The sequence below is a fragment of the Bradyrhizobium sp. 63_E2_N1_3 genome (assembly GCF_052076005.1).
Lineage (GTDB): Bacteria > Pseudomonadota > Alphaproteobacteria > Rhizobiales > Xanthobacteraceae > Bradyrhizobium > Bradyrhizobium barranii.
The window spans coordinates 4,161,078-4,187,474 of record NZ_CP197235.1 but is presented as its reverse complement, the minus strand read 5'-3'; the positions used below and the strand labels follow the sequence as shown (position 1 = coordinate 4,187,474).

General features: G+C 64.5%; 24 protein-coding genes. 12 read left to right on the top strand and 12 right to left on the bottom strand.

The features are described 5' to 3' along the window. Positions 1-2 precede the first annotated feature (2 nt). Positions 3-218, top strand: coding sequence for a DUF2842 domain-containing protein (locus tag AB7531_RS19895; protein WP_063982939.1), 216 nt, complete (start codon positions 3-5; stop codon positions 216-218). On the opposite strand, the gene AB7531_RS19890 is transcribed toward AB7531_RS19895, so the two are convergent. Beyond that, on the bottom strand, positions 215-1,258 hold the full coding sequence (locus AB7531_RS19890; RefSeq protein ID WP_063982938.1) for a polysaccharide deacetylase family protein: 1,044 nt from the start codon (positions 1,256-1,258) through the stop codon (positions 215-217). The genes AB7531_RS19895 and AB7531_RS19890 overlap by 4 nt on opposite strands. A gap of 112 nt (positions 1,259-1,370) precedes the next feature. On the opposite strand from AB7531_RS19890, the gene AB7531_RS19885 reads away from it, so the two are divergent. Further along, positions 1,371-2,552 carry a GNAT family N-acetyltransferase gene (locus tag AB7531_RS19885; protein WP_063982937.1) on the top strand — a complete coding sequence of 394 codons (1,182 nt, stop codon included), beginning with the start codon at positions 1,371-1,373 and terminating at the stop codon, positions 2,550-2,552. A 252-nt stretch (positions 2,553-2,804) separates the two neighbouring features. On the opposite strand, the gene AB7531_RS19880 is transcribed toward AB7531_RS19885, so the two are convergent. Further along, on the bottom strand, positions 2,805-5,102 hold the full coding sequence (locus AB7531_RS19880; protein ID WP_231142096.1) for a GumC family protein: 2,298 nt from the start codon (positions 5,100-5,102) through the stop codon (positions 2,805-2,807). 201 nt (positions 5,103-5,303) lie between these two features. Between AB7531_RS19880 and AB7531_RS19875 the strand changes: the two genes are divergently transcribed. The 3 genes from AB7531_RS19875 (at position 5,304) to AB7531_RS19865 (ending at position 9,539) form a co-directional block, all read left to right on the top strand. Beyond that, entirely contained in the window at positions 5,304-6,437 is a 1,134-nt protein-coding gene (locus AB7531_RS19875) for a glycosyltransferase family 4 protein (RefSeq protein ID WP_063982935.1), read from the top strand. A 120-nt stretch (positions 6,438-6,557) separates the two neighbouring features. Further along, positions 6,558-8,108 carry an undecaprenyl-phosphate glucose phosphotransferase gene (locus AB7531_RS19870; protein ID WP_063982934.1) on the top strand — a complete coding sequence of 517 codons (1,551 nt, stop codon included), beginning with the start codon at positions 6,558-6,560 and terminating at the stop codon, positions 8,106-8,108. Between the two features lie 168 nt (positions 8,109-8,276). Beyond that, positions 8,277-9,539 (top strand): O-antigen ligase family protein, encoded by a 1,263-nt coding sequence (locus AB7531_RS19865; protein WP_063982933.1) that lies wholly within the window; start codon positions 8,277-8,279, stop codon positions 9,537-9,539. A gap of 66 nt (positions 9,540-9,605) precedes the next feature. On the opposite strand, the gene AB7531_RS19860 is transcribed toward AB7531_RS19865, so the two are convergent. Further along, positions 9,606-10,076: a MarR family transcriptional regulator gene (locus AB7531_RS19860; protein WP_063986329.1), complete on the bottom strand. Its 471-nt coding sequence runs from the start codon at positions 10,074-10,076 to the stop codon at positions 9,606-9,608. Positions 10,077-10,223: 147 nt separating this feature from the next. On the opposite strand from AB7531_RS19860, the gene AB7531_RS19855 reads away from it, so the two are divergent. Then, positions 10,224-11,420: an FAD-dependent monooxygenase gene (locus AB7531_RS19855; RefSeq protein WP_063982932.1), complete on the top strand. Its 1,197-nt coding sequence runs from the start codon at positions 10,224-10,226 to the stop codon at positions 11,418-11,420. 140 nt (positions 11,421-11,560) lie between these two features. Here AB7531_RS19855 and AB7531_RS19850 read toward each other — a convergent pair whose 3' ends face one another. Genes AB7531_RS19850 through AB7531_RS19835 form a run of 4 tightly spaced genes read right to left on the bottom strand, consistent with a single transcriptional unit; the run spans position 11,561 to position 15,512 of the window. Then, on the bottom strand, positions 11,561-12,736 hold the full coding sequence (locus tag AB7531_RS19850) for a saccharopine dehydrogenase family protein (RefSeq protein WP_063982931.1): 1,176 nt from the start codon (positions 12,734-12,736) through the stop codon (positions 11,561-11,563). A 28-nt stretch (positions 12,737-12,764) separates the two neighbouring features. Beyond that, entirely contained in the window at positions 12,765-13,943 is a 1,179-nt protein-coding gene (locus tag AB7531_RS19845; RefSeq protein ID WP_063982930.1) for a saccharopine dehydrogenase family protein, read from the bottom strand. Between the two features lie 9 nt (positions 13,944-13,952). After that, positions 13,953-14,735: a DUF169 domain-containing protein gene (locus AB7531_RS19840; RefSeq protein ID WP_063982929.1), complete on the bottom strand. Its 783-nt coding sequence runs from the start codon at positions 14,733-14,735 to the stop codon at positions 13,953-13,955. Positions 14,736-14,795: 60 nt separating this feature from the next. After that, entirely contained in the window at positions 14,796-15,512 is a 717-nt protein-coding gene (locus tag AB7531_RS19835) for a YdcF family protein (protein WP_231142099.1), read from the bottom strand. Positions 15,513-15,744: 232 nt separating this feature from the next. On the opposite strand from AB7531_RS19835, the gene AB7531_RS19830 reads away from it, so the two are divergent. From AB7531_RS19830 to AB7531_RS19820, 3 genes are all read left to right on the top strand, one after another. Further along, positions 15,745-16,686, top strand: coding sequence for an acetamidase/formamidase family protein (locus AB7531_RS19830; RefSeq protein WP_063982927.1), 942 nt, complete (start codon positions 15,745-15,747; stop codon positions 16,684-16,686). 200 nt (positions 16,687-16,886) lie between these two features. After that, positions 16,887-17,084: a hypothetical protein gene (locus AB7531_RS19825; protein ID WP_007603456.1), complete on the top strand. Its 198-nt coding sequence runs from the start codon at positions 16,887-16,889 to the stop codon at positions 17,082-17,084. 72 nt (positions 17,085-17,156) lie between these two features. After that, a complete protein-coding gene (locus tag AB7531_RS19820) occupies positions 17,157-17,660 on the top strand; it encodes a GcrA family cell cycle regulator (protein WP_063982926.1) in 504 nt (167 codons plus the stop codon). Between the two features lie 268 nt (positions 17,661-17,928). Here the strand turns inward: AB7531_RS19820 and AB7531_RS19815 are convergent, their stop codons facing one another. Continuing rightward, on the bottom strand, positions 17,929-19,458 hold the full coding sequence (locus AB7531_RS19815; protein WP_063982925.1) for a porin: 1,530 nt from the start codon (positions 19,456-19,458) through the stop codon (positions 17,929-17,931). Positions 19,459-19,865: 407 nt separating this feature from the next. Here AB7531_RS19815 and AB7531_RS19810 point away from each other — a divergent pair, with 407 nt between their 5' ends. Continuing rightward, the gene (locus AB7531_RS19810; RefSeq protein WP_028152624.1) at positions 19,866-20,372 is read left to right on the top strand and encodes a MarR family winged helix-turn-helix transcriptional regulator; all 507 of its coding nucleotides are present in this window, start codon (positions 19,866-19,868) and stop codon (positions 20,370-20,372) included. A 116-nt stretch (positions 20,373-20,488) separates the two neighbouring features. Here AB7531_RS19810 and AB7531_RS19805 read toward each other — a convergent pair whose 3' ends face one another. The 3 genes from AB7531_RS19805 to AB7531_RS19795 all read right to left on the bottom strand — a co-directional run bounded on the left by AB7531_RS19805 (position 20,489) and on the right by AB7531_RS19795 (position 23,941). After that, entirely contained in the window at positions 20,489-21,607 is a 1,119-nt protein-coding gene (locus AB7531_RS19805; protein ID WP_063982924.1) for an alpha/beta hydrolase family protein, read from the bottom strand. Between the two features lie 309 nt (positions 21,608-21,916). Further along, positions 21,917-22,888 carry an SDR family NAD(P)-dependent oxidoreductase gene (locus AB7531_RS19800; protein WP_063982923.1) on the bottom strand — a complete coding sequence of 324 codons (972 nt, stop codon included), beginning with the start codon at positions 22,886-22,888 and terminating at the stop codon, positions 21,917-21,919. A 144-nt stretch (positions 22,889-23,032) separates the two neighbouring features. Further along, a complete protein-coding gene (locus tag AB7531_RS19795) occupies positions 23,033-23,941 on the bottom strand; it encodes a dihydrodipicolinate synthase family protein (RefSeq protein ID WP_028152627.1) in 909 nt (302 codons plus the stop codon). A 342-nt stretch (positions 23,942-24,283) separates the two neighbouring features. Between AB7531_RS19795 and AB7531_RS19790 the strand changes: the two genes are divergently transcribed. After that, positions 24,284-24,523, top strand: coding sequence for a hypothetical protein (locus AB7531_RS19790; protein WP_028152628.1), 240 nt, complete (start codon positions 24,284-24,286; stop codon positions 24,521-24,523). Positions 24,524-24,645: 122 nt separating this feature from the next. Here AB7531_RS19790 and AB7531_RS19785 read toward each other — a convergent pair whose 3' ends face one another. Beyond that, entirely contained in the window at positions 24,646-25,620 is a 975-nt protein-coding gene (locus AB7531_RS19785) for an alpha/beta fold hydrolase (protein WP_084795115.1), read from the bottom strand. A 163-nt stretch (positions 25,621-25,783) separates the two neighbouring features. On the opposite strand from AB7531_RS19785, the gene AB7531_RS19780 reads away from it, so the two are divergent. Beyond that, positions 25,784-26,368, top strand: a complete 585-nt coding sequence (locus AB7531_RS19780) for a TetR/AcrR family transcriptional regulator (RefSeq protein WP_231142100.1) — start codon at positions 25,784-25,786, stop codon at positions 26,366-26,368. Positions 26,369-26,397: the final 29 nt, after the last annotated feature.

Below are 26,397 nucleotides of genomic sequence, written 5' to 3'. Positions count from 1 at the left end.
CCATGACGATCCGCACCCGCAAGTTCCTCGGCGCCATCCTGCTCCTGGTGCTGGCCACCGTCTGGGCCCTGCTCGGCATGGCGCTGGCGCAGATGCCGTGGATCGCCGAGTCCGGCTGGTGGCAGGCGATCTACTACGTGGTGGTCGGCATGGGCTGGGTGCTGCCGGCGATGCCGATCGTGAGTTGGATGCAGCGGCCGGATCGCGTCAAATCTTAATTCGTAACGCTGCGGGTCGGTTTCACCGGCGCGAAGGCAGCACCGGACACCAGCACACGCAGCATGCGCAGTGATTGTATCCGGCCGTCCCAGGAAATCCGCGGCAATGCGCGCAGATTGGTGCGCCCCTCCGCGTCCACGATGCCGGGGATGGTCGAGACGGCGCTGGCAAAGCCGGCCTCCTCCGCCATGACGACATGGCTGCGCCGGAAAGACGAGCGATCGCCGAACGGAAAGGCCAAGTGCCTGATCTCGCGGTCGAAGGCCGCTTCCGCCACCGCCTTGCCCATCGTCATCTCGCGCAACGCGGCGGCGTCCTTCATGTTGGCGAGAACGGGATAGTTCACCGTCGCGCTGCCGACCGTGACCAGCGGATCCGCCGCAAGCTTTGCCAGATCCTCCCAATCCATCGACGCTTCGCGCGAGAGCGCGGCGAGGTCGACCCGGTAGCGCGTGCAGAGATCGGCGATCGCAGCCGACAAATCCGCCGGCGGCAACGAGCGCAGCCAGCTCTCGACGAACGAAAACAGCGCCTGCTTCTCGGCGTTGCCTGTGACGGTGAAGCGCTGCTCTTTCTCGCCCATCATCAGGTTGATGCGGCTCTCGCGCGCGATCATCCGCTCGAGCCCGAGCCACCAGGCCTCTCCGACTCCATCGGGAAACGCGGTGGGCACATAGATCGTGAACGGCACGGCGTGGCGCGCCAGCACTGGATAGGCGAAGCTGATGAGGTCCTTGTTGGCGCCGTCGAAGGTTAGCGCCACGAAGCGCCGCTTCTCCGGCAGCGTCACCGCGCGGCGGCAGACATCGTCCATGCCGAGGAAGTCATATCCCCACTGCTTCAGCGCACCAATGGCGCGATCGAGAAATTGCGGACTGATCTCGCTTTCACGCAGCGGCTGAAACGCGCCGCGCCGCCGCGGCCGCACGTGCTGAAACCGCAGGATCGCGCCGGCGCCGCGGCTGCGCAGCACAGCCTGACCGGTGAACCAGGCCAGCTCGAGCCGCAACCGCTCCAGCCATCTGTCGTCGGATGCCAATGTCCCACCTTCGCGTTCGCCTGATTGTCATTACCCTTTGTTGACATTTCTTTGCAAAGGTCGGCCACAGGCCGAAATACGCAAATTTTTCGTTTCTCGACAGGTTTCGTGAATGACCATGGCTGCGGCGATGCAAAGCCGGACGGCAGAATCGCCAGCGCGGTCGAAAGCGAGCCGTATCGCGCATGTCGATATCGTCACCGATCTGGCCGAGGCCGAGACGGTCTGGCGCGCGTTCGAGGAGAGCGGTCACCTCTTCACGCCCTACCAGCGCTTCGACCTGCTCAGCCCATGGCAACGGCTGGTCGGCAGCCACGACGGCGCCAGTCCCTTCATCGTCATTGCCCGCGACACCGAGCGCCAGCCGCTCCTGCTGCTGCCGCTCTCGCTGCGGCAAGGCCACGGCGTGCGCACGGCCTGCTTCATGGGCGGCAAGCACACCACCTTCAACATGGGCCTGTGGAACGCCGCGTTCGCCGCCGAGGTCGCCAGCGCCGATCTCGACGCGCTGCTTGCGCCGCTGCGCGAGCATGCCGACGTGCTCGCGCTGACGCAGCAGCCGCTGCGCTGGCACGACCAGCACAACCCGTTCGCGCAGCTGCCGCGGCAGAGTGCGATCAACGGCTGCCCTCTCCTGGCGATGGAGCCGGGCGGGCCGCCCACATCGCGGATCAGCAACTCCTTTCGCCGCCGCCTCAAGAGCAAGGAAAAGAAGCTCCAGGCGCTTGCCGGCTATCGTTATCACCTCGCCACCACGGATGCGGACGTCACCCGCCTGCTCGACTGGTTCTTCCGGGTCAAGCCGGCGCGGATGGCCGAACAGAAACTGCCCAACGTCTTTGCCGAGCCCGGCGTCGAAGCGTTCATCCGCAGCGCATGCCTGTCGCCGCGCGGCGAAGGCCGCGTCATCGACATCCATGCGCTCGAATGCGACGACGAGGTGATCGCGATCTTCGCCGGCGTCGCCGACGGCCAGCGCTTCTCGATGATGTTCAACACCTACACGATGTCCGAGCACGCCCGCTACAGCCCCGGGCTGATCCTGATGCGCTACATCATCGACCGCTACGCCGAACGCGGCTACCGCTCGCTCGATCTCGGCATCGGCTCGGACGATTACAAACGCATGTTCTGCAAGGACGACGACGACATTTTCGACAGCTTCGTGCCCCTGACCGCGCGCGGAAAACTCGCGGCGATGGCGATGTCCTCGCTGAGCCACGGCAAACGGCTGGTGAAGCAGAACCAGATGTTGTTCGATCTGGCGCGGCGGCTGCGGCAGACGTTCGGGTAGGCGTCACAGCCTCTCAATCTCTAGCCACTTGCGAGCTGCCCTTCCCTTCTCCCCTTGCGGGAGAAGGTTGCATAGGCGGCCTTCGGCCGCCGTTCTTAGGAACGCCGAAGCGAAGCTTCGGCTATGGCGCCGGATGAGGGGTATGTCTCCGCAAATTTAAACGGCCATGAGACTCGCGGAGAGATACCCCTCACCCGTCCCGCCGCTACGCGGCGAGCCACCCTCTCCCGCAAGGGGAGAGGGTAAGAGAGATCACGCCGCCACGCCGCGCGGTGCTTCGGCCGCGTCCGACGGCTGCACCGGCCTGCTCAGCATCGTTACCTCGCTGAAGCCGACGGCCCGCAGCTGCTCGCACATCAGCGTGCGGGCATCCGGCGCCATCGAGGCATCGGGCACCACGACGGCGCGGGCATGCGCCGTCAGCAGTTCGGCCGGGAGGTCCGAGGCGCTGCCGGCGTCCACCAGCACGTGGTCGTAGGCGCGGAGCAGCGCATCGATCGCGAGCGTCACCCGCGGCGATTGCAGCAGGCTGCGGTCGAAGCCGGGACGGCCGGCCATGACCAGATGCAGCCGCGAGAGCTTGTCCCGGGTGATGATTTGCGCGAACGAGGCCTCGCCCTGCATCAGCTCGGCGAGGCCGGGAGCCGAAGCATCGACGGACACCGCGGCGATGGTCGGCGAGGATGCGGCGAGATCGACCACAACGACGCGCGCATCGCGCGCCAGGTGCCGGGCCAGTGTCAGCGTCGACAGCGTGATAGCTTCGCCGGCCGCGGTGCCGAGCACCGTGACCTTCTTCGCCGCCGGCCCCGCAGCGCGCAGGCTGTCGGCCAGATGCTCGATCTCGGTGAATTCAGTGACGTCGGCATCGGCCGTCATCTCGGGCTGAAGCGGCGTAAGGTCCTCCACAACCGGATCGAGCATCGGTTCAGCCGCCGGCTGGACGACCGGCTGGACCAGCGGCTGGTGGACTACCGGCTCTTGGCGCACCGGTGCCTGCGTCTGCGCCGGCGTGAACACGGCCGCCGCGCGCGGCGCGGTCTGGCGCAACAGCTCGCCGGTGACGACGACGCCGGACGAGAGCAGCAGCGTCGCGATCGTCGCGATCAGCACGATCGGCAGCTTCTTCGGATAGGCCGGCGTATTCGAGACGATGGCGCGCGAGATGATGCGGCCTTCCGCCGGCGCGGTATCGATGCTTTCGCGGGTGCTGGCCTCGCGATACTTCCCAAGATACGTCTCGAGCAGGTCGCGCTGCGCCTTGGCTTCGCGCTCGAGCGCGCGGAGCTGGACGTCCTGACCGTTGGTCGAGGTCGCCTGCTTCTTGAGCTGATCGAGGCTCGCCGTCAGGCCGTCGACCCGGCCACTGGCGATCCGCGCATCGCTTTCGAACGAGCGCGAGATCTTGGCCGCTTCGTCGCGAATCTGGTTGTCGAGGTCGCCAAGCTGCGCCTTCAGCTCCTTGATCCGCGGGTGATTGCCGAGCAGCGTCGATGACTGTTCGGCAAGCTGCGCCCGCAACGTCACCCGCTGCTCCGACAGCCGCCGCATCAGTTCGGAGTTCACCACCTCGGACGCCTCGATCGGCTTGCCGCTCTGGAGCATCTCTTTGATCAGCCGCGCCCTGGATTCAGCATCCGCCTTCATCGAGCGTGCGTTGTTGAGCTGGGTATTGACCTCGCCCATCTGCTGGTTCGAGAGCGTGGTGTTGTTGGTGCCGACGAACAGCGACGACTTGGAACGGAAGTCCTCGACCTTGGCTTCGGCGTCGGAGACTTTCTTGCGCAGATTTTCGATTTCGCCCGAAAGCCACTGGCTGGCGCTGCGGGCCTGATCCTGGCGCGCATTCTGCTGGAGCACGAGATAGCCGTCGGCGATCGAATTGGCGACGCGCGCGGCAAGGTCGGGATCGGCGGACTGGAATTCGACCACGATCACGCGCGACTTGTCGACGGCGTAGGCCTGGAGCCGCTCGTAATAGGCATCCAGCACCCGCTCTTCCGGCGTCATCGAAAACGGATCGCGGCCGATGCCGATCAGCGCCGCGAGCGACTTCAGCGGCGAAATGCCTTGCAGCACTGGATCGAATTCGGGGCGCTCCGCGAGCTTGTTCTTCCTGATGATCTCACGCGCGAGATCGCGCGACAGCACGAGTTGCACCTGGCTGGTCACCGCCTCGGGATCGAGCGACTGCCGCTCTTCGGTGCTGCGGTCGCTGCTCGGCCGCAAGAACACGTTCTCGCGGCCGTCGATCAGGATGCGGGATTCCGACTTGTAACGCGGAGTGATGAGATTGACGGCGGCGATCGACGCGACGAGCGCGAGCACCGTCGGCACGATGATCCAGCCGCGCTTGCGGGCGAGCACCGCGCCGAGCGCGTGCAAATCGATGTCGCCGGATTCGGCTTGTGCCTGCTTCGCAGCAACGGGCGCAAGCTCTGCTTCAATCTTGGGCGCGGCTTCGGTCGATTTGGCTTCGGCCTTGGGCTTCGAAATAGCCCGCTCGACCACCGCCTTGTCCTTGCCGGCACGCCAGAACGCTAAACGCATCGAACACTCCCGCAGGGCAACGCTGCGACTCTACCTCAACCGGGGCGATTACACTCCATTAAGGTTGCTGCTGGGTTAATCGCGCCCTGCCGCGACCGGCGCGCACCGCGCCGACACCGTTTGTTAACCACGAGGGCTCTTAATCCATCTCGATATTTCGAGAATTGTTCGAGCATTCGCCGTCGAGCGCTGGTTCTGATCATGCCCCCCTCTCCCGACCGGCCGCTCCGCATCCTGCACGCCGTGCGCGCTCCCGTGGGCGGCATCTTCCGCCACATCCTCGATCTCGCCAACGGTCAGGTCGATCGCGGTCATCACGTCGGGATTCTCGCCGACAGCCTCACCGGTGGTGAGCGCGCGGACAAGGCGCTGGCCGAGCTCGCGCCGCGGCTGAAGCTCGGCGTGCACCGGCTGGCGATCCGTCGCGAACCGTCGCCTGACGATTTTCTGGTGTGGCTGCGGATGCGGCGCCTGATCGCCGCGCTCAAACCCGACGTCACGCACGGCCACGGAGCCAAGGCCGGCGCCTTCGTCCGCATGCGGCGGCGATCCAACGACACCATCCGCATCTACACCCCGCATGGCGGCTCGCTGCACTATCCCCTCAACACCTTCAAGGGCGAGTTTTACGCGCGGCTCGAACGCACGCTGATGGACGCGACGGACTTGTTTCTGTTCGAGAGCGCGTTTGCGCGCGACACCTATCAGCGCATCGTCGGCACACCCAAGGGCGTGGTGCATTGCGTCTTCAATGGCGTGACGCCGGAAGAATTCGAGCCTGTTAGCATCGCCGACGATGCCACCGACCTCTCCTATGTCGGCGAGTTCAGGCACATCAAGGGCGCGGATTTGCTGGTCGATGCGGTGGCGCGCCTGCACGAGGGCGGCAAGAAGGTCACGCTCACGCTAGGCGGCGACGGCGAGGAGACGGCGGCGCTGAAGGCGCAGGTCGACAGGCTCGGCCTCTCGAGCGCCATCCGCTTCATCGGTCACGTCAAGGCGCGCTACGGCTTCTCCAAGGGGCGGCTGCTGGTCGTGCCCTCGCGCGGCGATTCCATGCCGTACGTCGTGATCGAGGCTGGAGCTGCCGGCATTCCCATGATCGCGGCCCGCGTCGGCGGCATCCCCGAGATTTTTGGGCCCGAGAGCCCGGCCCTGTTCGCGGCGAGCAATGCCGAAGCGATGGCGGAGGCGATCGCGGCCGCGCTCGACGATCCGCAGGCGACCGCGCAGCGCGCATCCGCCCTGCGCGAGCGCATCTCCGCGCATTTCTCCCAGCAGGCGATGGTTGACGGCGTGCTCGCGGGTTATCGCGACGCATTTGCCAATCATTAACCATCCTTAAGACCGCTTTAGAGAATCTTCCGATTTGTCCGATAATCGACGTGCCAGGGGATGCTCGCCCGGGGCGCAACGCTGCGACCCGCGGGTTTTTTGGAATGGACGTGGACGCCCGTGGAACCGCTCAACGCACGCTCGATGCTCGACGCCGCGACAGGCGCCGCGGCGAAGCCAGCTGACCAACCGTTTGTGGAGCGCCGCCGCCGGCTCTCGCCCGCCGCGCTCGACGTCGTCAACCAGAAGGTCGCCCGCGCCTATTCTCCGATCGTGATCACCGGCTTCGTCCGTTTGGCCGATTTCGCCCTGCTGAGCCTCGTCGGCATCGCGCTCTATGTCGGCTATGTCATGCCGCTCGCCGGCTCCTTCAGCTGGGTTTATCCCGCGCAGATCATCGCCGTCGCGGTCGCCGCCGTGGTCTGCTTCCAGGCCGCCGACATCTATCAGGTGCAGCTGTTCCGCGGTCAGCTCCGGCAGATGACGCGGATGATCTCCTCCTGGTCGTTCGTCTTCCTGCTGTTCATCGGCGTATCCTTCTTCGCCAAGTTCGGCAGCGAAATGTCGCGGCTGTGGCTTGCCGCCTTCTACTTCCTCGGGCTCGCCGCGCTCATCTCCCAACGTCTGGTGCTGCGCTCGCTGGTGCGCGCCTGGGCACGCCAGGGCCGGCTCGACCGCCGCACCATCGTCGTTGGCTCCGACAGCAACGGCGAGCAACTGGTCGAGGCGCTGAATGCCCAGGAGGATTCCGACATCCACGTGCTCGGCGTGTTCGACGACCGCAACGACAGTCGCGCGCTCGACACCTGCGCCGGCGCGCGCAAGCTCGGCAAGGTCGACGACATCGTCGAATTCGCCCGCCGCACCCGCGTCGATCTCGTGCTGTTCGCGCTGCCGATCTCGGCGGAGACCCGCATCCTGGAGATGCTGAAGAAGCTCTGGGTGCTGCCGGTCGACATCCGGCTCTCCGCGCACACCAACAAGCTGCGTTTCCGTCCCCGCTCCTATTCCTATCTCGGCGAGGTGCCGACGCTCGACGTGTTCGAGGCGCCGATCACCGACTGGGACCTGGTGATGAAGTGGCTGTTCGACCGCATCGTCGGCGGCCTCGCGCTGCTCGCAGCCCTGCCGGTGATGGGACTGGTGGCGCTGGCGGTGAAGCTCGACAGCCCCGGCCCGGCGCTGTTCCGCCAGAAGCGCTTCGGCTTCAACAACGAGCGCATCGACGTCTACAAATTCCGCTCGATGTACCACCATCAGGCCGACCCGACCGCCTCCAAGGTCGTGACCAAGAACGATCCGCGCGTCACCCGCGTCGGCCGCTTCATCCGCAAGACCAGCCTCGACGAGCTGCCGCAGCTCTTCAACGTGGTGTTCTCAGGCAATTTGTCCCTGGTCGGCCCGCGTCCGCATGCGGTGCAGGGCAAGCTCCAGAGCCGCCTTTTCGACGAAGCCGTCGACGGCTATTTCGCTCGTCACCGCGTCAAGCCCGGCATCACCGGCTGGGCCCAGATCAACGGCTGGCGCGGCGAGATCGACAATGAAGAGAAGATCCAGAAGCGCGTCGAATTCGACCTCTACTACATCGAGAACTGGTCGGTGCTGTTCGACCTCGTCATTCTCCTGAAGACGCCGGTCTCGCTGCTGACCAAGAACGAGAACGCGTATTGAGTTTGCTACCCCCGAGCCACACTGTCATCGCCCGGCTTGACCGGGCGATCCAGTAATCGCCGGCAGTGGAAACTGCCACGAACGGCTCGGCGTACTGGATACCCCGCCTGCGCGGGGCATGACGGCGGAAGTTGTGGCGTACAAGTTGCGTAAGCGTATGAGCATGTGATGGCGTATGCGGCGACAGCCGGTGGAGTGAAATTAGCCGCACCGGCTGCGCCCGGCGTGCTGGCTATCCAGCGCGCGCTGGTGTGGCTGGCCGGCGCCTCCGGCGCCATCGTCTTCATCGAGCCGAGCCCCTACGAGATCGTGACGCTGCTGGCCGCCGTCACCTTCTTCGCGACCGGTCTGCGCCTGCGGCTCGTGCTGATGCCGCTGATCCTGATGCTGGTCCTGCTCAATGTCGGCTACACGATCAGCGCGGTCCCGCTGTACGAACAGTCCGAGGTGGCGAGCTGGATTGCGACCTCGTGGTACATGGCAGTCACCGTCGTGTTCTTCGCGATGGTCACCTCGGAAGACACCGCGGCCCGGCTGGACATGCTCCGCCGCGGCCTCGTGGTCGGCGCGATGGTCGCCTCGCTGTCTGCGGTCGCCGGCTACTTCCATCTGGTTCCCGGCGGAGACGATCTCCTCACACTCTACGGGCGCGCGCGCGGCACGTTCAAGGACCCGAACGTGCTCGGCGCCTTCCTGATCCTACCGGCGCTGTTCGCGCTCCAGAGCGTGGTCTCCGACAAGTTTGCCAAGGCGTTCCGCAACGTCATCGCCTTCGGCATCATGTCGCTGGCGATCCTGCTCGCGTTCTCCCGCGCCGCCTGGGGCGGACTGGTGCTGACCTCCGCCTTCATGCTGGTGCTGATGGTGCTGACCAGCCGCACCAACGCGCAACGCTCGCGCATCGTCGTCATGGCGATCGTCGCCGCGGTGCTGGGCCTCGCGCTGATCGCGGTGCTGCTGTCATTCGATTCCACCGCCGAGATGTTCAAGCAACGCGCGAGCTTCGACCAGAGCTATGACGAAGGCCGCTTCGGCCGGTTCGGCCGGCACATCCTCGGCGCGGAGATGGCGCTCGACCTGCCGTTCGGCATCGGCCCCCTGCAATTCCACCGCTACTTCCCCGAGGACACCCACAACTCCTACCTCAACGCCTTCATGTCCGGCGGCTGGCTCTCCGGCGTGTGCTACCCCGCGCTGGTCTTCACCACCGTGATCATGGGTATCAGGCACATCTTCGTCCGTGTGCCCTGGCAGCGCGCTTATCTGGCGATCTTCTCCGCCTTCGTCGGCACCGTCGGCGAGAGCTTCGTGATCGACACCGACCACTGGCGGCACTTCTGGATGATGCTGGGCGCGATGTGGGGCATGATCGCGGCTGCGCAGGCTTACAAGATCAAGGACAATACCGTTCCGATGGAATCGGAACGGTAATGTCTGGCTTTCTGTTTTGACGCGTTTTCTTGACGCGAACCGGTATCCACTTCGCTCGAAAACGCTCTAGCGACGAAGCTTCTTCAGCTTGAGATCGGGCCGCTTTTCCGGCGGCGTATCGAGCAGGCCCTTCAGCGCCTCGGTTGCAGCGAGCACGCCCTTGTAGCCCTCGGTCGCGAAGCGCAGCAGCAGGCGCAGCTCCTCGTCGGAATAGGCGCCAAACACCTTCTCCATCGCCTGCTGCATCGGCACGTAGAGCTGGCCGATCTTCATCGCCGTCTCGGGCACGACGGAAATGAAGACCTTGCGGCGGTCTTGCTCGTCCCGCTCGCGGCGCACCAGCCCGGCCTTCTCGAGTCGGTCCACCACGCCGGTGATGGCGCCCGTCGTCAGCCCCGTGACCTCGGCAAGCCGGCCCGCGGTGACGCGTCCTTCGAGATAGAGGATGTCCATGCATTCGAGGTCGGAATTGGCAATTCCGGCAACGTTTGCAACCGTTTGGCCATAGAGCACGCCCTGCGCGGACGACCGCCGCATCGCCTCCTCGAGCTCCTGCAACAGCGCCGCGCGCGCCTTCGTCCTTGACAAGGCCGACCTCATATCTTAGTCGATATATATCTTAGCTACTAAGAGATTTAGCAACCGTAATTTCTCCTAGCACCACGGAAACGTCGGGAGCAAGCCATGTCCAACCGTCCCCGCAAGGCCCTGATCATCGGCGCCGGTATCGCCGGGCCCGTCACCGCGATCCTGCTGCGCCGCGCTGGCATCGAATCCGCGATCTACGAGGCCTGGCCTTATTCGAAAGGTATCGGCGGCGGCCTCCAGATCGCACCGAACGGCATGCATGTGCTGGACGAGATCGGGCTCGCGAACGAGCTGATCAGCCGCGGCTCGATCGCTGAATCCTTCGACTTCTATTCGCAGAGCGGCGAACGGCTCGGCTCGATCAACCGCGACATGGCGCGGCGCTTCGGCCAGCCGGCCGTCAATGTCTGCCGCGCAACGTTGAACGAAATCCTGATCGACAAGGCCTGGTGCGCCTGCGTCTCGCTCTATTTCGAGAAGCGCCTGATCAAGATCGAGGACCGCGGCGACCAGCCGATCATCGCCTACTTCTCCGACGGCACCACGGCCGAAGGCGACTTTCTGATCGGCGCCGATGGCGTGCACTCGGTCGTGCGCCGCCAGGTCGTGCCGGACGGTCCGCAACCGTTCGACACCGGGCTGATCGGGTTCGGCGGCTTCGTACCGCACGCCGTCCTCGATGGCAGGCCGATCGGCCGGCACGTCGAGACCACGTTCGGCAAGAGCGGCTTCTTCGGTTACGGCTATTGCAGCCCGGATCCGAACGACGGCGTGATGTGGTGGAGCACGCAGCCCGCGCACGGCATGGACGCGGCGATGTTCCGCGCGCTCGACCACGCGACGCTGAAGCAGCATCTGCGCGGCTTCCATCACGGCTGGCACGATCCGATCCCCGATATCATCGACGCGGCCGAGAATATCGTGGTCACCGACACGCTCGACGTCGCGACCTTGCCGACCTGGTCGCGCAAGCGCTCCCTGCTGATCGGCGATGCCGCGCATGCGACCAGCCCCCACGCGGGCCAGGGCGCTTCGCTCGCACTCGAGGATGCGATGCGGCTCGCGCGGCTGATGCAGGAGGGCCAGGAGCTCGGCGCCACCTTCCAGGCTTTCGAGGCCGAGCGGCGCCCGCGCACGGAAAAGATCGTCGCGATGGCGCGCCGCAACGGCAACAGCAAGCGCGAGTTCAGCGCCACCGGCGCATGGGTCCGCAATCAGATGATGAAATGGCTGTTGCCGCTGGGCTCGAAGAGCATGGAGTTCATGTACGCGTATGATGCGCGGGCGGCGTAGCGGCAATCTCACTGTCATCGCCCGCGAAGGCGGGCGATCCAGTACGCCGCGGCCTCTCGATTCAACAACACTGTCTCTGGAATACTGGGTCGCCCGGTCAAGCCGGGCGACGACACCGTCATTTAGGCACGCAAAAGCGCCTATCTCTCCACCTCAACCCTCAGCCCGGCGTGATCGACCAGCCGCTTGATCAGCTTGTGCTGCATCGCTGCGCCCGGCGTCCAGAGACCGGCCGGGACATCAGGCGTGTCGCGCAGCAGGCAGATCGCGCATTCGGAAACCATCTTCGCCGTTGAGGCATAGCCGGGATCGAGATCGCCCTTCACCGCCGCGCGCACCTGACGGCCGTCGGGCGCGATCGCGACATAGAGCACGTCGTAATGACCGTTGTCGCGCTCTTCCTTCGATGGCCCGTCGCCGGGCTTGAGCGCTTTGGGGCCGGTCTTTTCGCTATTGGCGGCCATGACGAGCTTCGCGTTGGCCTGCCCTTCGTCCCCCGTCCCCGTCAGCACCATCTCGTCGTAGACGAAATCGCCGCCATACGGGAATCCCATCAGCATGTTGGAGCGATGGACGTTGCGCGTGTTCAGCGTCGCCATAGCAAACGGGGCGGACCAGGATTGCAGGTCTTCCTCGAAAACGGGCTTGTTGCCGCGCGGCTGTTTCGGCCCCTCGAAGCCGGGCGTGAATGCGAAGGGGTCCTTGAGGATCGACACCAGGCTGAGATCCTGCGCGACTGCTTCGAAGGTGACCCTCGCGCTCGCCGAGGTGCCGCCGGAGAACTTCCAGCTGAGGTCGCGGACGCGCCCCTTGACGCGCGGCGCCGGCGCTCCGAACACGCGACGGGCTTCCTCCTGCACGAAGAACGCACCGAGCTCGAACGGGATGGAATCGAAGCCGCAGGAGAACATGATGCGCGCGCCGCTCGCCTTCGCCGCCGCGTCATACCTGTCGATCATCTGCTTCAGCCAGATCGGCTCGCCGCAGAGATCCATATAGTCGGTGCCCGACGCGACGCAGGCGGCAAGCAGATCGGAGCCGTAGAGCTGGTAGGGACCGACAGTGGTTATGACCAGCTTCGCCTGATCGACCATCGCGCGCAACGACGCAGGATCGGCTGCGTCCGCCACGATCAGCGGCGTGTCAGCGGGTGCGCCGATCGCATCGCGAACGGAGGCGAGCTTGTCCCTGCTGCGCCCGGCCATCGCCCATGTCGGCGCGCCGTCACCGGCGTAGCTTGCAGCGAGATATTCGGCGACGAGCTGGCCGGTGTATCCGGTCGCGCCGTAGACGACGATGTCGAACTTCGCGGACACGGATCACGCTTCCCTGAGGCCGTGGGCCTTACGCTTCCACCTCGAACGTCAGCCCGGCATTGTCCCGCAGCCGCTTGATCAGCGTGTGCTGCATCGCCGCGCCCGGCGTCCAGAATCCGGCCGGGACGTCTGTCACATCGCGCAACAGGCACATTGCGCATTCGGAGATCATCTTCGAGGTCGAGCCGTAGCCGGGATCGCGGTCGCCGGTGACGCCGGCGCGAACCATGCGGCCGTCGGGCGCGATCGCGACATAGAGCAGGTCGAAGCGGCCGTTCTCCCGCTCTTCCTTCGACGGCCCCTCGCCCGGCTTCGGCGCGTTCGGACCGGTCTTCTCGGCGTTGGCGGCCACCACGCGCTGCGCGTTGGCTTCGCCCTTCTCGCCGGGACCCGTCAGAACCATCTCGTCGTAGACGAAGTCCTGGCCGTACGGAAAGCCCATCAGCATGTTGGAGCGATGGACGTTGCGCGTGTTGATCAGTGCCATCATGAACGGCGCGGCCCAGGACTGCAGATCCTCCTCGAGCAGCGACCTGTTGCCCTTCGGCTGCTTCGGGCCGGTGAAGCCCGGCGTCAACGCGAACGGATCGTTCAGGATCGCGATCAGGCTGATGTCCTTTGCGACCGCATCGAAGGTCGCCTTCGCGCTCGCCGCGGTGCCGCCCGAGAGCGTGCCGCGCATGTCGCGCACGCGGCCTTTCACACGCGAGGCCGGAGCGCCGAACACGCGCTTGGCCTCTTCCTGCACGACAAACGCGCCGAGCTCGAACGGCACGGAATCGAAACCGCAGGAAAACACGATACGCGCACCGCTCTCTTTCGCTGCCGCCTCGTACTTGTCGATCATCTGCCGCATCCAGATCGGCTCGCCGCAGAGATCGAAATAATCGGTGCCAGTAGCAACGCAGGCAGCTAACAGCTCCTCGCCATAGAGCTGATACGGGCCGACGGTGGTGATCACCGACATCGTCTGCTCCGCCATCGCCTTCAGCGAGGCCGCGTCCGACGCATCCGCGACAATCAGCGGCGTATTCCCGGGCGCGCCGATCGCATCGCGTACCGACTTGAGCTTGCCGAGGCTACGGCCTGCCATCGCCCATTTGAGCGCGTGGTCGCCCTTGTAATGCTGAGTCAGATATTCGGCGACGAGCTGGCCGGTGAAACCGGTCGCACCGTAGACGACGATGTCGAATTTCGCTGAGCTCATGGTCGACCTTTACTTCTTCGCGTAACTCACGCCCATGCCGGCGCGGACGTCGCTTTGAATCCCATAAGGCGGAATCGGATAGCGCAGGCCGTTCTTGGCCAGTGCCTTCATGCCCTCGATTGCCTTGGCGAGATGCGAGGGCTTCAAGGCCATCAGCATCTCCTCGTCCGGCACGCCGCCATAGCGCCGTTCGGCATAGCATGGCAAGGACAGGCTGGGCTCGCCGGTTTTCAGCGCTCGCCCCCAGGAATCCGCGCAGGCGGTCTCGCCGACGACCCCCCATTCGAACTTCTTGTAGCCGGTATATTGCAGCCCGTTGATCAGGATGATCATCTGCCCAGGCGTTGCATAGACCAGGCAGATGTCGGGCGGATCGAGCCGCCCGCTGGCGAGCGGACTGACCGCAAGCGCCTGATACTGCCCGAACGGAACCACGTCCAGCGCCTCCTGGCGCTTGCGCGCGTCCTCGGCAGTGCCGTGCCAGACCCCGACATAGTTTTCGCCGGCGAGCCATTTTTCGTCCTGCGGCGCAAGCCCGATCACGGCGCGACACTGCGCACCGACAAGATCGTCGGCGGTGATGCCGACCGTCCAGCCCAGACGTGCAGCCATGCTGACGATCTGGTCGGTGGTGTGGACCGCGTTCGGCCGCCGGATTTTCGGGATCGCCTCCATGTCGGCGGCACGCGCGAACAGCTTCATGCCGATCACCGTCGTCTTCAGCCGCAGCAGGTTGTTGAGGTCGGCGACGAGCCCGGCAAGATCGATCCTGTCTGCGCTCTGCTGCTGCATGGCGTCCTCCCGACCGGCGATCGCGCGCCGGTACTCTGTTCTTGTTTTGCGGCTCCCGTTTTAGTCCTTGCCCGGTCCCGGAAGCAACTCGCCGGTCCGCCCCATGATGCGATACGCCAAAAGGCCGATCCATTCGCGCACGGCGACGTCGGTCTTGCCGAGACCATCTGCCCCATTGCGGGTGAAGGCGAAGAGCCCGTCGCGCCCACCCATCCGCCAATCCACCGGATAGGCTTCGACATCGAACCCGGCCTTGCGGAAAATGCCCATCGCGCGCGGCATGTGGAAAGCCGACGTGACCAGAAGCCAGCGTTCGCCCAGCTTCGGCGTCACCAGTTGCTTCGTGAAGATGGCGTTCTCCCAGGTGTTGCGGGACTCGCGCTCGAGGATCAGGCGCTCCTTCGGTATGCCCAGGCTTTCCAGGATCGGCGCGGTGTAGTCGGCCTCCCTCGCCTCAGTCGCGACCAGGTTCGCCGAGCCGCCGGTGAAGACGATACGCGCGTTCGGATAGCGCCGCGCGAGGTCGGCCGGCGCCAGCATGCGATCGGCCGCGTGCGCAACCACGGGCGTGCGATGCGCCGCCGACAGATCGGTGTCGATCGAGCCGCCGAGCACGATGATGCCGTCGGGGGCGCCCCGCGACGGGTCCCACGCCGGGAAACGCGACTCCAGCGGATAGAGCAGAAGATTGCCGATCGGCGAGAACGCGACCAGCGCCAGCAGCACCAGCGTGGTCACGGCAAGCTTGCGGCCGACCGCAGCAAACCGCGTCGCCATCAGCAGCAGCGACAGGATTCCGAGCTCGATCAGGAGATTGATCGGCAGCAGCGCGGTGCCGAGGGTCTTGGAAAGAATGAAATACAGGGGAGCCTCGCTGGAATGATCGTGCCGGGCTTGACCGGCCCGTCCATCTTCAGAAATCTTCTTGAAAGAGGATCGATCGCCGGGTCAAGCCCGGGCATAACAGGTTCTCATGACGAGTTCTGATGAAACCGATTGGACGCGGCCAATGACCCATCACCACCTGCATTCAAGCCCCGAGACCTGCCATTGGGGCTTCTTCGAAGCCGCGCTCAAACCCGTCCTCACCGTCAAAAGCGGCGATGAGGTGACGGTCGACACCATCAGCGGTGGGCCCGACATGCTGCCCGACCGCACCAAATTTCACATTCCGCCGGAGATGTTCGAGGTTCACGCCAAAAACGAGCGCATGCTGCCCGGCCACATCCTCACCGGCCCCATCGCAGTCGAGGGCGCCGAGCCCGGCGACGTGCTCGCGGTCGAGATCCTCGACGTCCAGCTCCGGCAGGATTGGGGCTGGAACATGATCAAGCCGCTGTCCGGTACCCTGCCCGACGATTTCCACGAAACGCGCATCCTGAACATCCCGCTCGACCGGTCGCGGATGGTCGGCCGCATGCCCTGGGGCCTCGATCTGCCGCTCAAGCCGTTCTTCGGCGTGATGGGCGTCTCGCCGCCACCGGCCTGGGGCCGCATCTCCTCGCTCGTGCCGCGCGCGATGGGCGGCAATCTCGACAACAAGGAGCTCGGAGCCGGTGCGACGCTCTATTTGCCGGTGTTCGTCCCGGGCGCGATGTTCTCCTGCGGCGACGGCCATGGCGTGCAGGGCGACGGCGAGGTCTGCGTCACCGCGATCGAGACCGCGCTCCAGGGCCGCTTCCGCCTGACGCTGCGCAAGGACCTCAGGTTCGACTATCCGCGCGCTGAGACGGCAACGCATTACATGACCATGGCCATGGACCCCGACCTCGACCAGTGTACGGTGCGCGCGCTGCGCGACATGATCGTGCTGCTCGGCGAGACGCGAAACCTGTCGCGCGAGGACGCCTACACGCTGTGCAGCCTGGCCGCCGACCTGCGGGTGACGCAGACCGTCAACGGCTGCAAGGGCATCCATTGCATGATCGAAAAGGCGATCGTGCACGGCTAGCCACACCCGCCTGCCCGGACCCGTCTCCACTCCGCCTCCGCTCGGCATCCCGCGCGGCGCGCGGCGCTGCGCCTGATTTCCCGAGCGATTCCAATGAGCTGAAACACCGGTCTTGCCCGGATTTGACTCCCACCCCTGAACCTAAATAGAGTCTTAATCGTTACTTTTATGTACCCGAGTAAGAGGCTAGCGTTCGGGCCATGGCCACCGAAAAAGCCGAGACTGACCGCATTCCCGTAACCTTGGCGCTCTCGACCATCACCTATCTGGAAAAACTGGTGAGACAGGGCACCCACGGCACCAGCGTTCCCGGCGTCGCACGCACTCTGATCGAGGAAGGCATCCGTCTCGCCATCAAGGACGGCCTTTTGTCGATTCGCGACAACGGCAGAACGTGAGGGCGCGCCGGACGTGAGGCGGACGGATCTCGAGAGGCGGATGGCCGACATCTGCAACCTGGGACCGTTACAATGCCTGTTCTCTCACCAACTTCTTCACCGACTGCTTCTTCACCGACTTGGACCAACGAACGAATTGAGCTTCTGAAGCAGCACTTCGAGGCCGGCCTCACCTGCAGCGAGATCGCTGCCGACATCGGCGTCAGCCGCAACGCGGTGATCGGCAAGCTGTCCCGGCTCAATCTCACGCGCGGCAGGACGAGCGACGAGCGCAAGCTCGAGCGGAGCCTCGCGCCGCGGCGCGGGACGAGAGCCGTACCGCGGCTGCAATATGAGATGCTCGCCACGATCTACGGCGACACCGACACACCTGTGGTCGCGGGTCCGATCGACGATGCCAACCGCTGCTCGCTGCTGGAGCTCGCCGAGAATCGCTGCCGCTGGCCGATCTCGACGCCGGGCGCAGACGACTTCTGCTTCTGCGGCAATACCGCGCCCGACGGCCAGTCCTACTGCGTCGGCCACAGCCGCCTCGCCTACCGGCCGAACTCGCGCGCCCGTGTGATGCGCGGCTGAAGGAAAATCCCAAAACGAAAAACCTCCGGCGGGGCATCACCGGAGGTTTCTGGAGGCTTAGCATGAAGCTAAGAGCCGTGACTTTCGTAATCGGCTGAAAACAAGATAGCTGATCAACTCAGGTAAGTAAATAAGTTTGAGGGCGATCGATTCGCATAGCTCGTCTTCGTCGTTTGCAACGTGTTGCCGGATTTTCCGAAGGCCGCTTTCATGAAAAAGCCCCGGCGGTTTCCCGCCGGGGCTCTATCAGATCGGAACGGTCTTCAGCTTACCAGTTGCGCTGGGCGCGCAGCAGCAGGCTGTAGGTGTCCTGGTCCTTCAGCTCGTAGGTTGCCGCAGGCTTGGCAACCGACGCCAGCGCCGGGGTGGTGATCACGCCCGAGTACTTCTGGTCGAGGTGGCTGTAGACGAAGTCAGCCGAGAAGGTCAGGTTCTTGACCGGCGTCCAGCGGGTGATGACGCCGATCTGGCCGATGTTGAAGTCCGGGTTGCAGGTGCCGGTCAGCGAGGCGAACGCAGCGCTGCCGCAGATCAGGCCCTTCGCCGTGCCGCTGTAGTTGACCGCAGCCCACGCGCCGTAGAGCGCCGTATTCCAGTACGGGTTCCAGTTGTGGGTGTAGGCACCACGGAAACCGTAGGTCTTGGTCAGCTCGAGCTGGCCGTTGGGACCGAACACCGCGTCAGACACGCCGGCAAAGCCGATGCTCTGATACGCGCTGCCCGAACCGCCGAACATCGAGTAGCTGGTCGCCGCCAGCGACTGGAAGTTGTAGCGGCTCGCGCCGTCGGTATAGACGCCCGAGATGTTGATCACGTCGCCAGCACCGGTCGGGATGTTCTTGATCTGCAGAGCTAGCTGAACGGCCCAGCCCCACTTGTCTTCCGGATGACCGGTGACTTCGGACGCGCCGTAGTAGGCGACGTGGTTGTCGTGCGCAGCCACCGACGCCTGGAACAGGCCCCAGGCCTGGTCGACACGAACCATGCCGACGATGTCGGGCGACCTAGTGCCGCCGATATCGTTCGAGCCGTAAGCACCGCCGAGGACGCCGCTGGTGGACATGCCGGCGGTGTTCCAGATGTTGGTCGTGAAGAACTGGGTCTGGTCCTGCGCCGAAACGGTCGCGGTCACGCCCTGGCCGAAATCGGCCGTGTAGGTGAACTGGGCGACGCCGTTCACGGAGCCGCTGCCACCGACGAGCTGGTCGAAGTTGTTGCCGGGATAGTTGGTCCAGGGCGCGTCGAACTGCGACACGGACTTACCCATGGTGAAGCCGGCGAACTGGATGAACGCATAGTAGACGCCGAGCGTACCACCCGAGATCGTGCCCGAGCTTGCGTTGTTCGGCGCAGACACGCCCGTGCTTCCGAGTTGCGAGTAAACGGTCGCGCCTGTTGCCGAGCCGCTTCCCGTATAGTTATCGGTCGTCCAGGTGAACACCGCGTCAAAGTAAGTGCGAACCACCCCGTACTCAGTCGCGGTACGGGTATCGATGTTGAGGTCCTCGCGAGCGCGCGCCAAATAGTAGTTCGACAGGCGGTTGTTCGCGCCGGAAACACCGTTGTAGGCGGCGCTGTAGTTGCCGCCGGCATTGAGCGCGACTTCAGCACGCAGATAGCCGCCGAGCTTGATGCAGGTGTCGGTGCCCGGGATGTAGTAGAAGCCCGCGCCGTAGAGCGAGCAGATCTTGACGTACTCGACCGCCTTGGCCTTGACCGGAAGATCGGCCGCTTGTGCTCCGCCGACGGCGATCAGACCCGCCGCAGTGCCGAGCAAAAGGCTCTTCACCACTTTCATATAAAACCTCCAAGTTGCTCATTTTACGGAGACCGGACCGTGAGGCCCCCCAGATCCCCGTCTTTTCAAATCCGCTCGGCCGCTTCGCGCTTTTGGACACACCCGCATCGACGCGAGGGACGTGAGCGAACCACCTGCAACGGGACGATTGAGTACCCCCCACCGTCACGGGCCAATATGCCTGCGCCGTTCCGCTAATCAAAATAGTTTATTTAGTCAGCTTTGTTGTTTCACTAAACCTGTGCCCCGCGCGCAACACCGCGAGTGAGGGAATATGCTGAGCTGATCATCTTTGTAGTTTTAGTGACAAAATTACCCTGCTCTGCACTTGCGTCAGGGCAGACTTGCGTGGACTATGGCCGTGCAAGACACCGGCCGGAAAAGAATCAGATCACGGGAGTGACGCTGTGTCAGCGACCAGGAAGGAAGGGGCGCGCCTCCGCTCCATCGGCAATCTCGATATCATCAGGCGTTTCACCTGGGAAATTTCGTCGATCAACATGTATCTGGAGGAGTTGCGTCAGTTCTGGGCGAGAACGCTGGGCATCAGCGGTCCGCAATGGCTGATCCTGATGGCGATCTCCGACCTCGACAAGGACGACGGCGTGCCCGTCAACGTGGTCTCCAAGCTGCTCCACGTCGATCCGTCCTTCGTCACCACCCAGTCCAAGCTGCTGGAGAAGAAGGGCCTGCTGCGGCGGCGGCCCTCGCCGACCGACGCCCGCGTGGTGCGGCTGTCGCTGGTCGAGAAGACGCAGAAGCACATCGCAAGCCTCAACGAGCAGTACAAAACGATCCGCGAATTCGTCTTCCAGGAATTCGACGAGAACGAACTGACCGAATTCACCGGCAAGCTGGCGACGCTGAAGACCCGGCTCGAAAAGGCCTGCGTCAGGATATCCCTCGACTACTAAAACATGATCCGGAAAAGTGCGAAGCGGTTTTCCGAAAAGATCATGCCCAAGCAACAACCTAAATCGCGATGACGATTCATCCCAATCTCATCGCGCTTTAAGACAGCAGGCGGCGTTCAGATCCGCCGCCCCGTGGCGCCCAGTTGCGATTCCAGCCAGTCGAAGATGTATTCGTTGGCAAGGCTGGGATTGTCCGCATGGGCCTGCGCCGCGCCGGTCTCCTGCGCGGTGAACACCTTCAGCACGATGTCGGAGCTGCCGAGTCGCGACTTCTGCACGATCTGGCGCGCCCGGTCGGCCTTGAGCCAGCCGTCCTCGCCGAGCGTGATCAGCACCGGACAGTCGACGCTCGAGGCCATCAACGGCGCCGACGGCACCGGGACGATGCTGAGGTCGCTCATCGCAAAGCGGCTGGCGAAGAAGGATCGTTCGTGCAGGTCCCACAGACCGCCGTCGCAGACGGCCGCGGCGAGCCTCGGCTCCTGCAACACCGCGCGCGCGACGAAGGAAGAGCCCCACCCGTCGGCCACGATGGCGACGCGATCGAAATCGACGTCGCGGCGCGTCTCCAGATAATCCATGACGCTGGCAATCGAGCTCTCGAGGTCGCGGCGCTGCAGGAGCGTGTCGGTATAGTCGTCACGCTGGTCGCCGAGCAGGTCCAGCGCGAGCATCGACAGTCCGCGTTCGCGCGCATGCGGCGCGAGCTTGAACAGGAATTCTTCCTTGCGGTGTCCGGGCTCGCCGATGCAGATCACGGTCGGAGCCCGCTTGCCGGCCGGGGACGCAGGCAGGAAATAGCCTTGCAAAACGTGTCCGTCATCGGCCCAGGGAATCGTGACGACCTCGCCAGCCGGACCGCGCGCGGTGAGGAAGCGGCGCGCGCATTCCTGCATGGCGAGCACCGCGACCCAGCGGCGCTCGTCGGCCTGGTCCAGCGGCATCGCGGCCGCGCCGTAGTAATTCATTGCCCGCAGCCAGTTGCGCTGCGCGGTCGCCATGTGGCCTTCCGCGAATGCCGCCTCGGCACGCTGCCGGTTGGCTTGCGCTAGCCGCTTCCACTCGCGGTGCCAGGACTGCTCGCCGCCCTGCTTGAGCTGCCGCGCGATCATCAGGCATTCTGCGATGGTGGCGCCACCCTCCTGCGCCGCGGTGAGGAGCCGCGTGAATTCAGCGGAAATATCCTCTCTCTCCGGGCAGAGGATCCAGTCGTCGGAGAGGCATGCGGGTATCATCGGAGCTACGCTTTATGATGGCGTTACCCCTGATGGACTAAACTATTTTGGTTCACCAACCAAGCTGCCGTGCGCCGAATGAGACCCGTTTCACATCACCATCGCTTGAACATTGCTTGAACGACGGAGCATGTCGCATGCGTGACATTCCAAATCGTCATAAGGCGTCGGAAAGTGGCAAGAGGTGGCACGTAAAGTTACCTGCGTAACATGTAAATTACCTGTGTAATAATACGTCCGCACCTCTTGCCATGATGGTCGTCATACCCAGATACGCGGACGTTCGTTGATAGTCTCAGCCAAACCGAATCAACCGAGCCGCCAGCCAACTTCCTGCGTAAAGCTTTCATAGAAGGCGCGGTCGTAGGCCTGCTCCGGCGTTGCGCGCACGCGTTCGTCAAGGCGCTTTGCGTCTTCGCCCACAAGAATGCGCCACCGGTCCGCCTTGACCCCGTCGAGGATGATCTTCGCGGCCTGCGCAGCCGTCGTCGGCGCGTCCTCGAGGAAGCTGCGGGCGCGTTCGGCGAACGCAGCCTGGATGTCCTCGTCCGACATCTTGTCAGCATCCGGCACGCCAGCCGCGACCATGCGCTTGCGGGTCAGCGCGACCTCGTCGGCATTGAGCCGCTCCGACCCGTCGGCGCTCTGCACCTTGCGCGAATTGGAGACGATCGAGGTGCCGATATGGCCGGGCATCACCACCGAGCATTTGACGTGCGGCGCGTGCAGGCGGAGGTCGTTGATCAGCGCTTCGGTAAATCCCTTCACCGCGAACTTGGCCGAGCTGTAGGCGGTGTGCGCCTGTCCCATGCCGATCGAGGCCCAGAAGCCGTTGACGCTCGCGGTGTTGACGATGTGGGCCTCGTCCGCCGCCACCAGCATCGGCAGGAAGGTGCGCACGCCGAGATAGACGCCGCCCCAGCAGATGTTGAAGGTGCGCTCCCACTGCTCGCGCGTATTGGTGAACAGGCTGCCGCCGCCACCGATGCCGGCATTGTTGAACAGGAGATGGATCCGGTCGGTCTTCTGCTGCTCGGCGAGCTCATCGCGAAACCGCTTGAGATGGTCCTCGATCGAGACGTCGGCGACATGGGTCGTGACCCGCAGGCCCTGCGGCAGCTTCTCGACCTCGCAGAGCCGCTTGGTCTCGGCCATCGCGGCTTCGGAGACGTCGCACATCGCGACATTGCAGCCCTCCGCGACGAGCTGCCGTGCGAGCTCGCGTCCCATCCCCGTGCCGCCGCCGGTGATGACGGCGATCTTTCCTGCAAAATCCTTCATGGGACTTCGGTCCCTCCCCTTGTCGGTATGTTTCTTCACAGCTAGCGCCGCGCATCGCGGCGCGCGCAAAATGTAGCAGCGCCGCATCCGCAGGTAAAAGCGGATCGGCGCTGCAATTGGACATCGATAATTTCGGCCGGCGGACTATTCGGCCGCTTCGACACGCACCCCGTTCAACGCGCCGAGTGCCTCCAGCGCCTTGCGGGTGGCGGCCTGCTGCGCCGGCGAGGCCTCCGGCATCGGTGCGCGCGGATAGGTCCTGGGCAAGCCCTGGAGCGTCTGGGCGTAACGCGTGCAGGCCGGCAGATTGTCGGCGATCACGGCGTTCCACAGCGTCAACAGCTTCTTGTGCAGGTCGAGCGCGCGCGGATGGTCGCCCGCCTTCACCGCATCCCACAGCGCGACGGAGGCATGCGGCGCCGCGGTCAGGATCGCGGCGATCGAGCCATGGGCGCCGAGCGTGTAGGACGGATACATGAGGGCATCGACCGCGCTGTAGATCAGCTTGTCCGGCGCCATCATCATGAGATCCGCGAACAGCTTGAGATCGCCCGCGCTCTGCTTGACGCCGACCACCAGCGGCACCTCGGTCATGATCCGCACCAGCAGCGCCGGTGACAGATAGGACCACGGCACCACGTTGTAGATGATGATGGGCATGCCGGTCTCATCAGCCATGGCGCGGAAGTGCGCGACCATCGCCTCGTCATCGGGCTTGAACAGATAATGCACCGGCGTGACCTGGAGCGCTGCGACATTCATGTCGCGCACGAGCTTGCCGCGACGGATCGCATCGCGCGTGGAGTCCACGATGATCCCGGCGATCACGGGAATGCGTCCCTTCACCGCCTCGACCGTCGCGGCCATCAGGTCGCGATATTCCTCGTGATCGAGCGTGTGGCCCTCGCCGGTCGAGCCGCCGGCCGCGACGCCATGCGCGCCGGCGCCGATCATCCAGTCGACCTGGGGCGCCACGAGCCCAAGGTCGATCTCGCCGTCCTTCCGGAACGGCGTCGTCATCGGCGGGATCACGCCGGTCGGTCGTGCCTTCATGGTCTACCCTCGCGTTTCCTTTGGTCCTGCGGCGGTCCCGCTCTCTTGACGAGTATCCGCCCGCTTTCGAGCCTATCGGCTGCGCAGGCCTTGTGAAGGGGCGCTTCGCGCGGCGCTGCCCCCACAATCGCTCATTCCTGCGATCCTTCCTCGCCCTTTTCCTTGGGGATTCCCCGTATTTGCCCGGCTTCGGTTTAGGGGCAATTTTTTTACAATCCGAATCACCAAATGGAGGTGGACGCTGGGTCGAGTCGGCTAGGTCAGCGTGTTGTTTGTGTCACAGGCTCTGGCACTCCGCTTGCATCCTCTTCGTGGTCTGAAACTACCGATGAGGTGACAGGAATGTTCGTGACCGTGGTTGCCGTGCTCTGCCGGCTGAGCGCAGCCAGCTCAGGCAGTTGCATCGAGGAAATCGTGACCGACAGCAACATGACGCCCGAGATGTCGATGATGCAGTGCGCGATCGGCGCACAGGCCCCGCTTGCCAAATGGATGGGCGAGCATCCGATCTATCACGCCAATTGGCGCCTCGAGCGCTACAAATGCGTGCCGGGTCACTACGAGATCAAGGGCCACGCCTAAGGCCCCGCAAGACTACGGATGAGGAAACGCCCCGGAGGTAGCCTGGTCTCTCCGCGCGGGCACCGCTAGCGCCAGACCCCATTGCGGCGGCGCGCCCCTGTGACGACGATCACGCCTTCCCTTTAAGCCACTGCACGCAGAATGATCGCACGCGCCTGTCGCCCTTCCGGCGTCGGCATCAGCGCGAAATTGTGCGGCTGGTCACGGAGCAGATGCAGCTCGACCGGCACGCCCGCCGCCCTCGCGCGCTCCGCGAGATCGACGCTATCGGGATAGAGCAGATCGCGCGTGCCCGAGAAGATTGTCATCGGCGCGAGCGAACGGAAGGCGCCGTTGAGCGGGCTGACGAAGGGATGGCCGACATCGAGCTCGCCGGCATAGAGCCGCCCCGCCTCAATGATCCCCGGAATGTCCTGGATCGGATCGCGGCCTGCGATCTCGACCTGCTCCGGACGGCTGACCGATGCATCGGCCGCCGGCGAGATCAGCATCAGCCGGCCCGGCTGCCGATGCCCGCGGTCGCGCAGCCACTGGCAGGCAGCGAGCGCCAGTCCCGCGCCGGCGGAATTGCCGACCACCGTGACCTTTGCGGGCCCGACATCCTCCAGCAGCATCCGCAACAGTTCGGCCGTCGCCGGCACGAGATCCTTGGCGGTGGCATGCGGCGCAAGCGGATAGATCGGCACCACGCAGACGACGCGCGCCCTGCGCGTCATCTGGCCGACGAAGCGCCAATGTGCCGGCACGATCTCGTTGATGAAGCCACCGCCGTGCAAGAACATGACGTGGTTGCAGCCCTCATGGCCAGATGATGGCGCCGTGTAATAGACCGGCCATCCGCCCATCTTGGTCAACGTCACCTCGACGCCGCGGCCCAAACCCGTCGGCTCGTAGGAGGCCGGCTGCAATGCGAGTTTCTGCACATGCGCCTGCACGGCCTCGGCCGAGGCAAGGTGCTTCTTGAACGGAAGCTGCCGCAACAGCGCGTTGAAGCAACGGCTCTGCAGGCTCGGCGCGGGATCGCCGGGTGGCCGCATCCCCAACAGCCGGCCGCCTGGACAAAACTGGAAGGCCGATGCGATCTTTGCAACGCTCATGTCAGGTCTCCTCCAGACCGGGCTCTTCGTATGGGCACGAAAAGGCTTGTGTCGACCGCCGCCACATGCGGATATAATGCGAGCATTCGCTCGCTTTTCCTACTCGCATTCGGATCACAGGCCCATGGCGCGCAAACCGCCGACAAAACCCCGGAAAAATGCCTTGCAAGCGCGATCGCGCGCCACCGTCGACGCGCTGGTCGAGGCAACCGCTCGCATTCTGGTCCGCGAAGGCTTTGAGAAAGCCAGCACCAACCGGATCGCCGAAATCGCCGGCGTCAGCGTCGGCTCGCTCTACCAGTATTTTCCCAGCAAGGAGGCGCTCGTCGCCGCCGTGATCGACCGTCACAACGAGGAGATCATGGGCATCGTCCGTGCCGCCCTCACCGAGGTCGCCGACCTGCCGATCGACAAAGCCGTGCGCCGCCTCGTCACCGTCGCGATCGAAGCCCACCGCATCGATCCCAAACTACATCGGGTGCTTGCCGAGCAGATCCCGCGCACCGGCCAGCTCAAGGACGTCGAAGCCTTCAACCGCGAGGTCCACACCCTCGTGCGCGCCTATCTCGAAAGCCGCCGCAACGAGATGCGCAAGATCGACCCGGGACTGGCGACCTTCATCTGCGTCAGTGCGATCGAGGCGGTCGCGCACAACACGGTGCTGAACCAGGCCGAGATGCTCTCGGAGAAGATGGTGAGGACGCTGGTGGATGAGACGACACGGATGGTGGTGGGGTATTTGAGGTAGTTTGCGAAAACGTCGCCTCATGCCCGCTC

Coding starts and splice junctions, on each gene's coding strand:
- AB7531_RS19815 (WP_063982925.1), bottom strand. CDS start 19,458: ATGAAAGTGGTGAAGAGCCTTTTGCTCGGCACTGCGGCGGGTCTGATC.
- AB7531_RS19790 (WP_028152628.1), top strand. CDS start 24,284: ATGTTCGTGACCGTGGTTGCCGTGCTCTGCCGGCTGAGCGCAGCCAGC.
- AB7531_RS19795 (WP_028152627.1), bottom strand. CDS start 23,941: ATGAAGGCACGACCGACCGGCGTGATCCCGCCGATGACGACGCCGTTC.
- AB7531_RS19885 (WP_063982937.1), top strand. CDS start 1,371: ATGACCATGGCTGCGGCGATGCAAAGCCGGACGGCAGAATCGCCAGCG.
- AB7531_RS19805 (WP_063982924.1), bottom strand. CDS start 21,607: ATGATACCCGCATGCCTCTCCGACGACTGGATCCTCTGCCCGGAGAGA.
- AB7531_RS19800 (WP_063982923.1), bottom strand. CDS start 22,888: ATGAAGGATTTTGCAGGAAAGATCGCCGTCATCACCGGCGGCGGCACG.
- AB7531_RS19855 (WP_063982932.1), top strand. CDS start 10,224: ATGTCCAACCGTCCCCGCAAGGCCCTGATCATCGGCGCCGGTATCGCC.
- AB7531_RS19785 (WP_084795115.1), bottom strand. CDS start 25,620: ATGAGCGTTGCAAAGATCGCATCGGCCTTCCAGTTTTGTCCAGGCGGC.
- AB7531_RS19825 (WP_007603456.1), top strand. CDS start 16,887: ATGGCCACCGAAAAAGCCGAGACTGACCGCATTCCCGTAACCTTGGCG.
- AB7531_RS19895 (WP_063982939.1), top strand. CDS start 3: ATGACGATCCGCACCCGCAAGTTCCTCGGCGCCATCCTGCTCCTGGTG.
- AB7531_RS19830 (WP_063982927.1), top strand. CDS start 15,745: ATGACCCATCACCACCTGCATTCAAGCCCCGAGACCTGCCATTGGGGC.
- AB7531_RS19820 (WP_063982926.1), top strand. CDS start 17,157: ATGCCTGTTCTCTCACCAACTTCTTCACCGACTGCTTCTTCACCGACT.
- AB7531_RS19865 (WP_063982933.1), top strand. CDS start 8,277: ATGGCGTATGCGGCGACAGCCGGTGGAGTGAAATTAGCCGCACCGGCT.
- AB7531_RS19860 (WP_063986329.1), bottom strand. CDS start 10,076: ATGCGGCGGTCGTCCGCGCAGGGCGTGCTCTATGGCCAAACGGTTGCA.
- AB7531_RS19845 (WP_063982930.1), bottom strand. CDS start 13,943: ATGAGCTCAGCGAAATTCGACATCGTCGTCTACGGTGCGACCGGTTTC.
- AB7531_RS19840 (WP_063982929.1), bottom strand. CDS start 14,735: ATGCAGCAGCAGAGCGCAGACAGGATCGATCTTGCCGGGCTCGTCGCC.
- AB7531_RS19880 (WP_231142096.1), bottom strand. CDS start 5,102: ATGCGTTTAGCGTTCTGGCGTGCCGGCAAGGACAAGGCGGTGGTCGAG.
- AB7531_RS19875 (WP_063982935.1), top strand. CDS start 5,304: ATGCCCCCCTCTCCCGACCGGCCGCTCCGCATCCTGCACGCCGTGCGC.
- AB7531_RS19835 (WP_231142099.1), bottom strand. CDS start 15,512: ATGGCGACGCGGTTTGCTGCGGTCGGCCGCAAGCTTGCCGTGACCACG.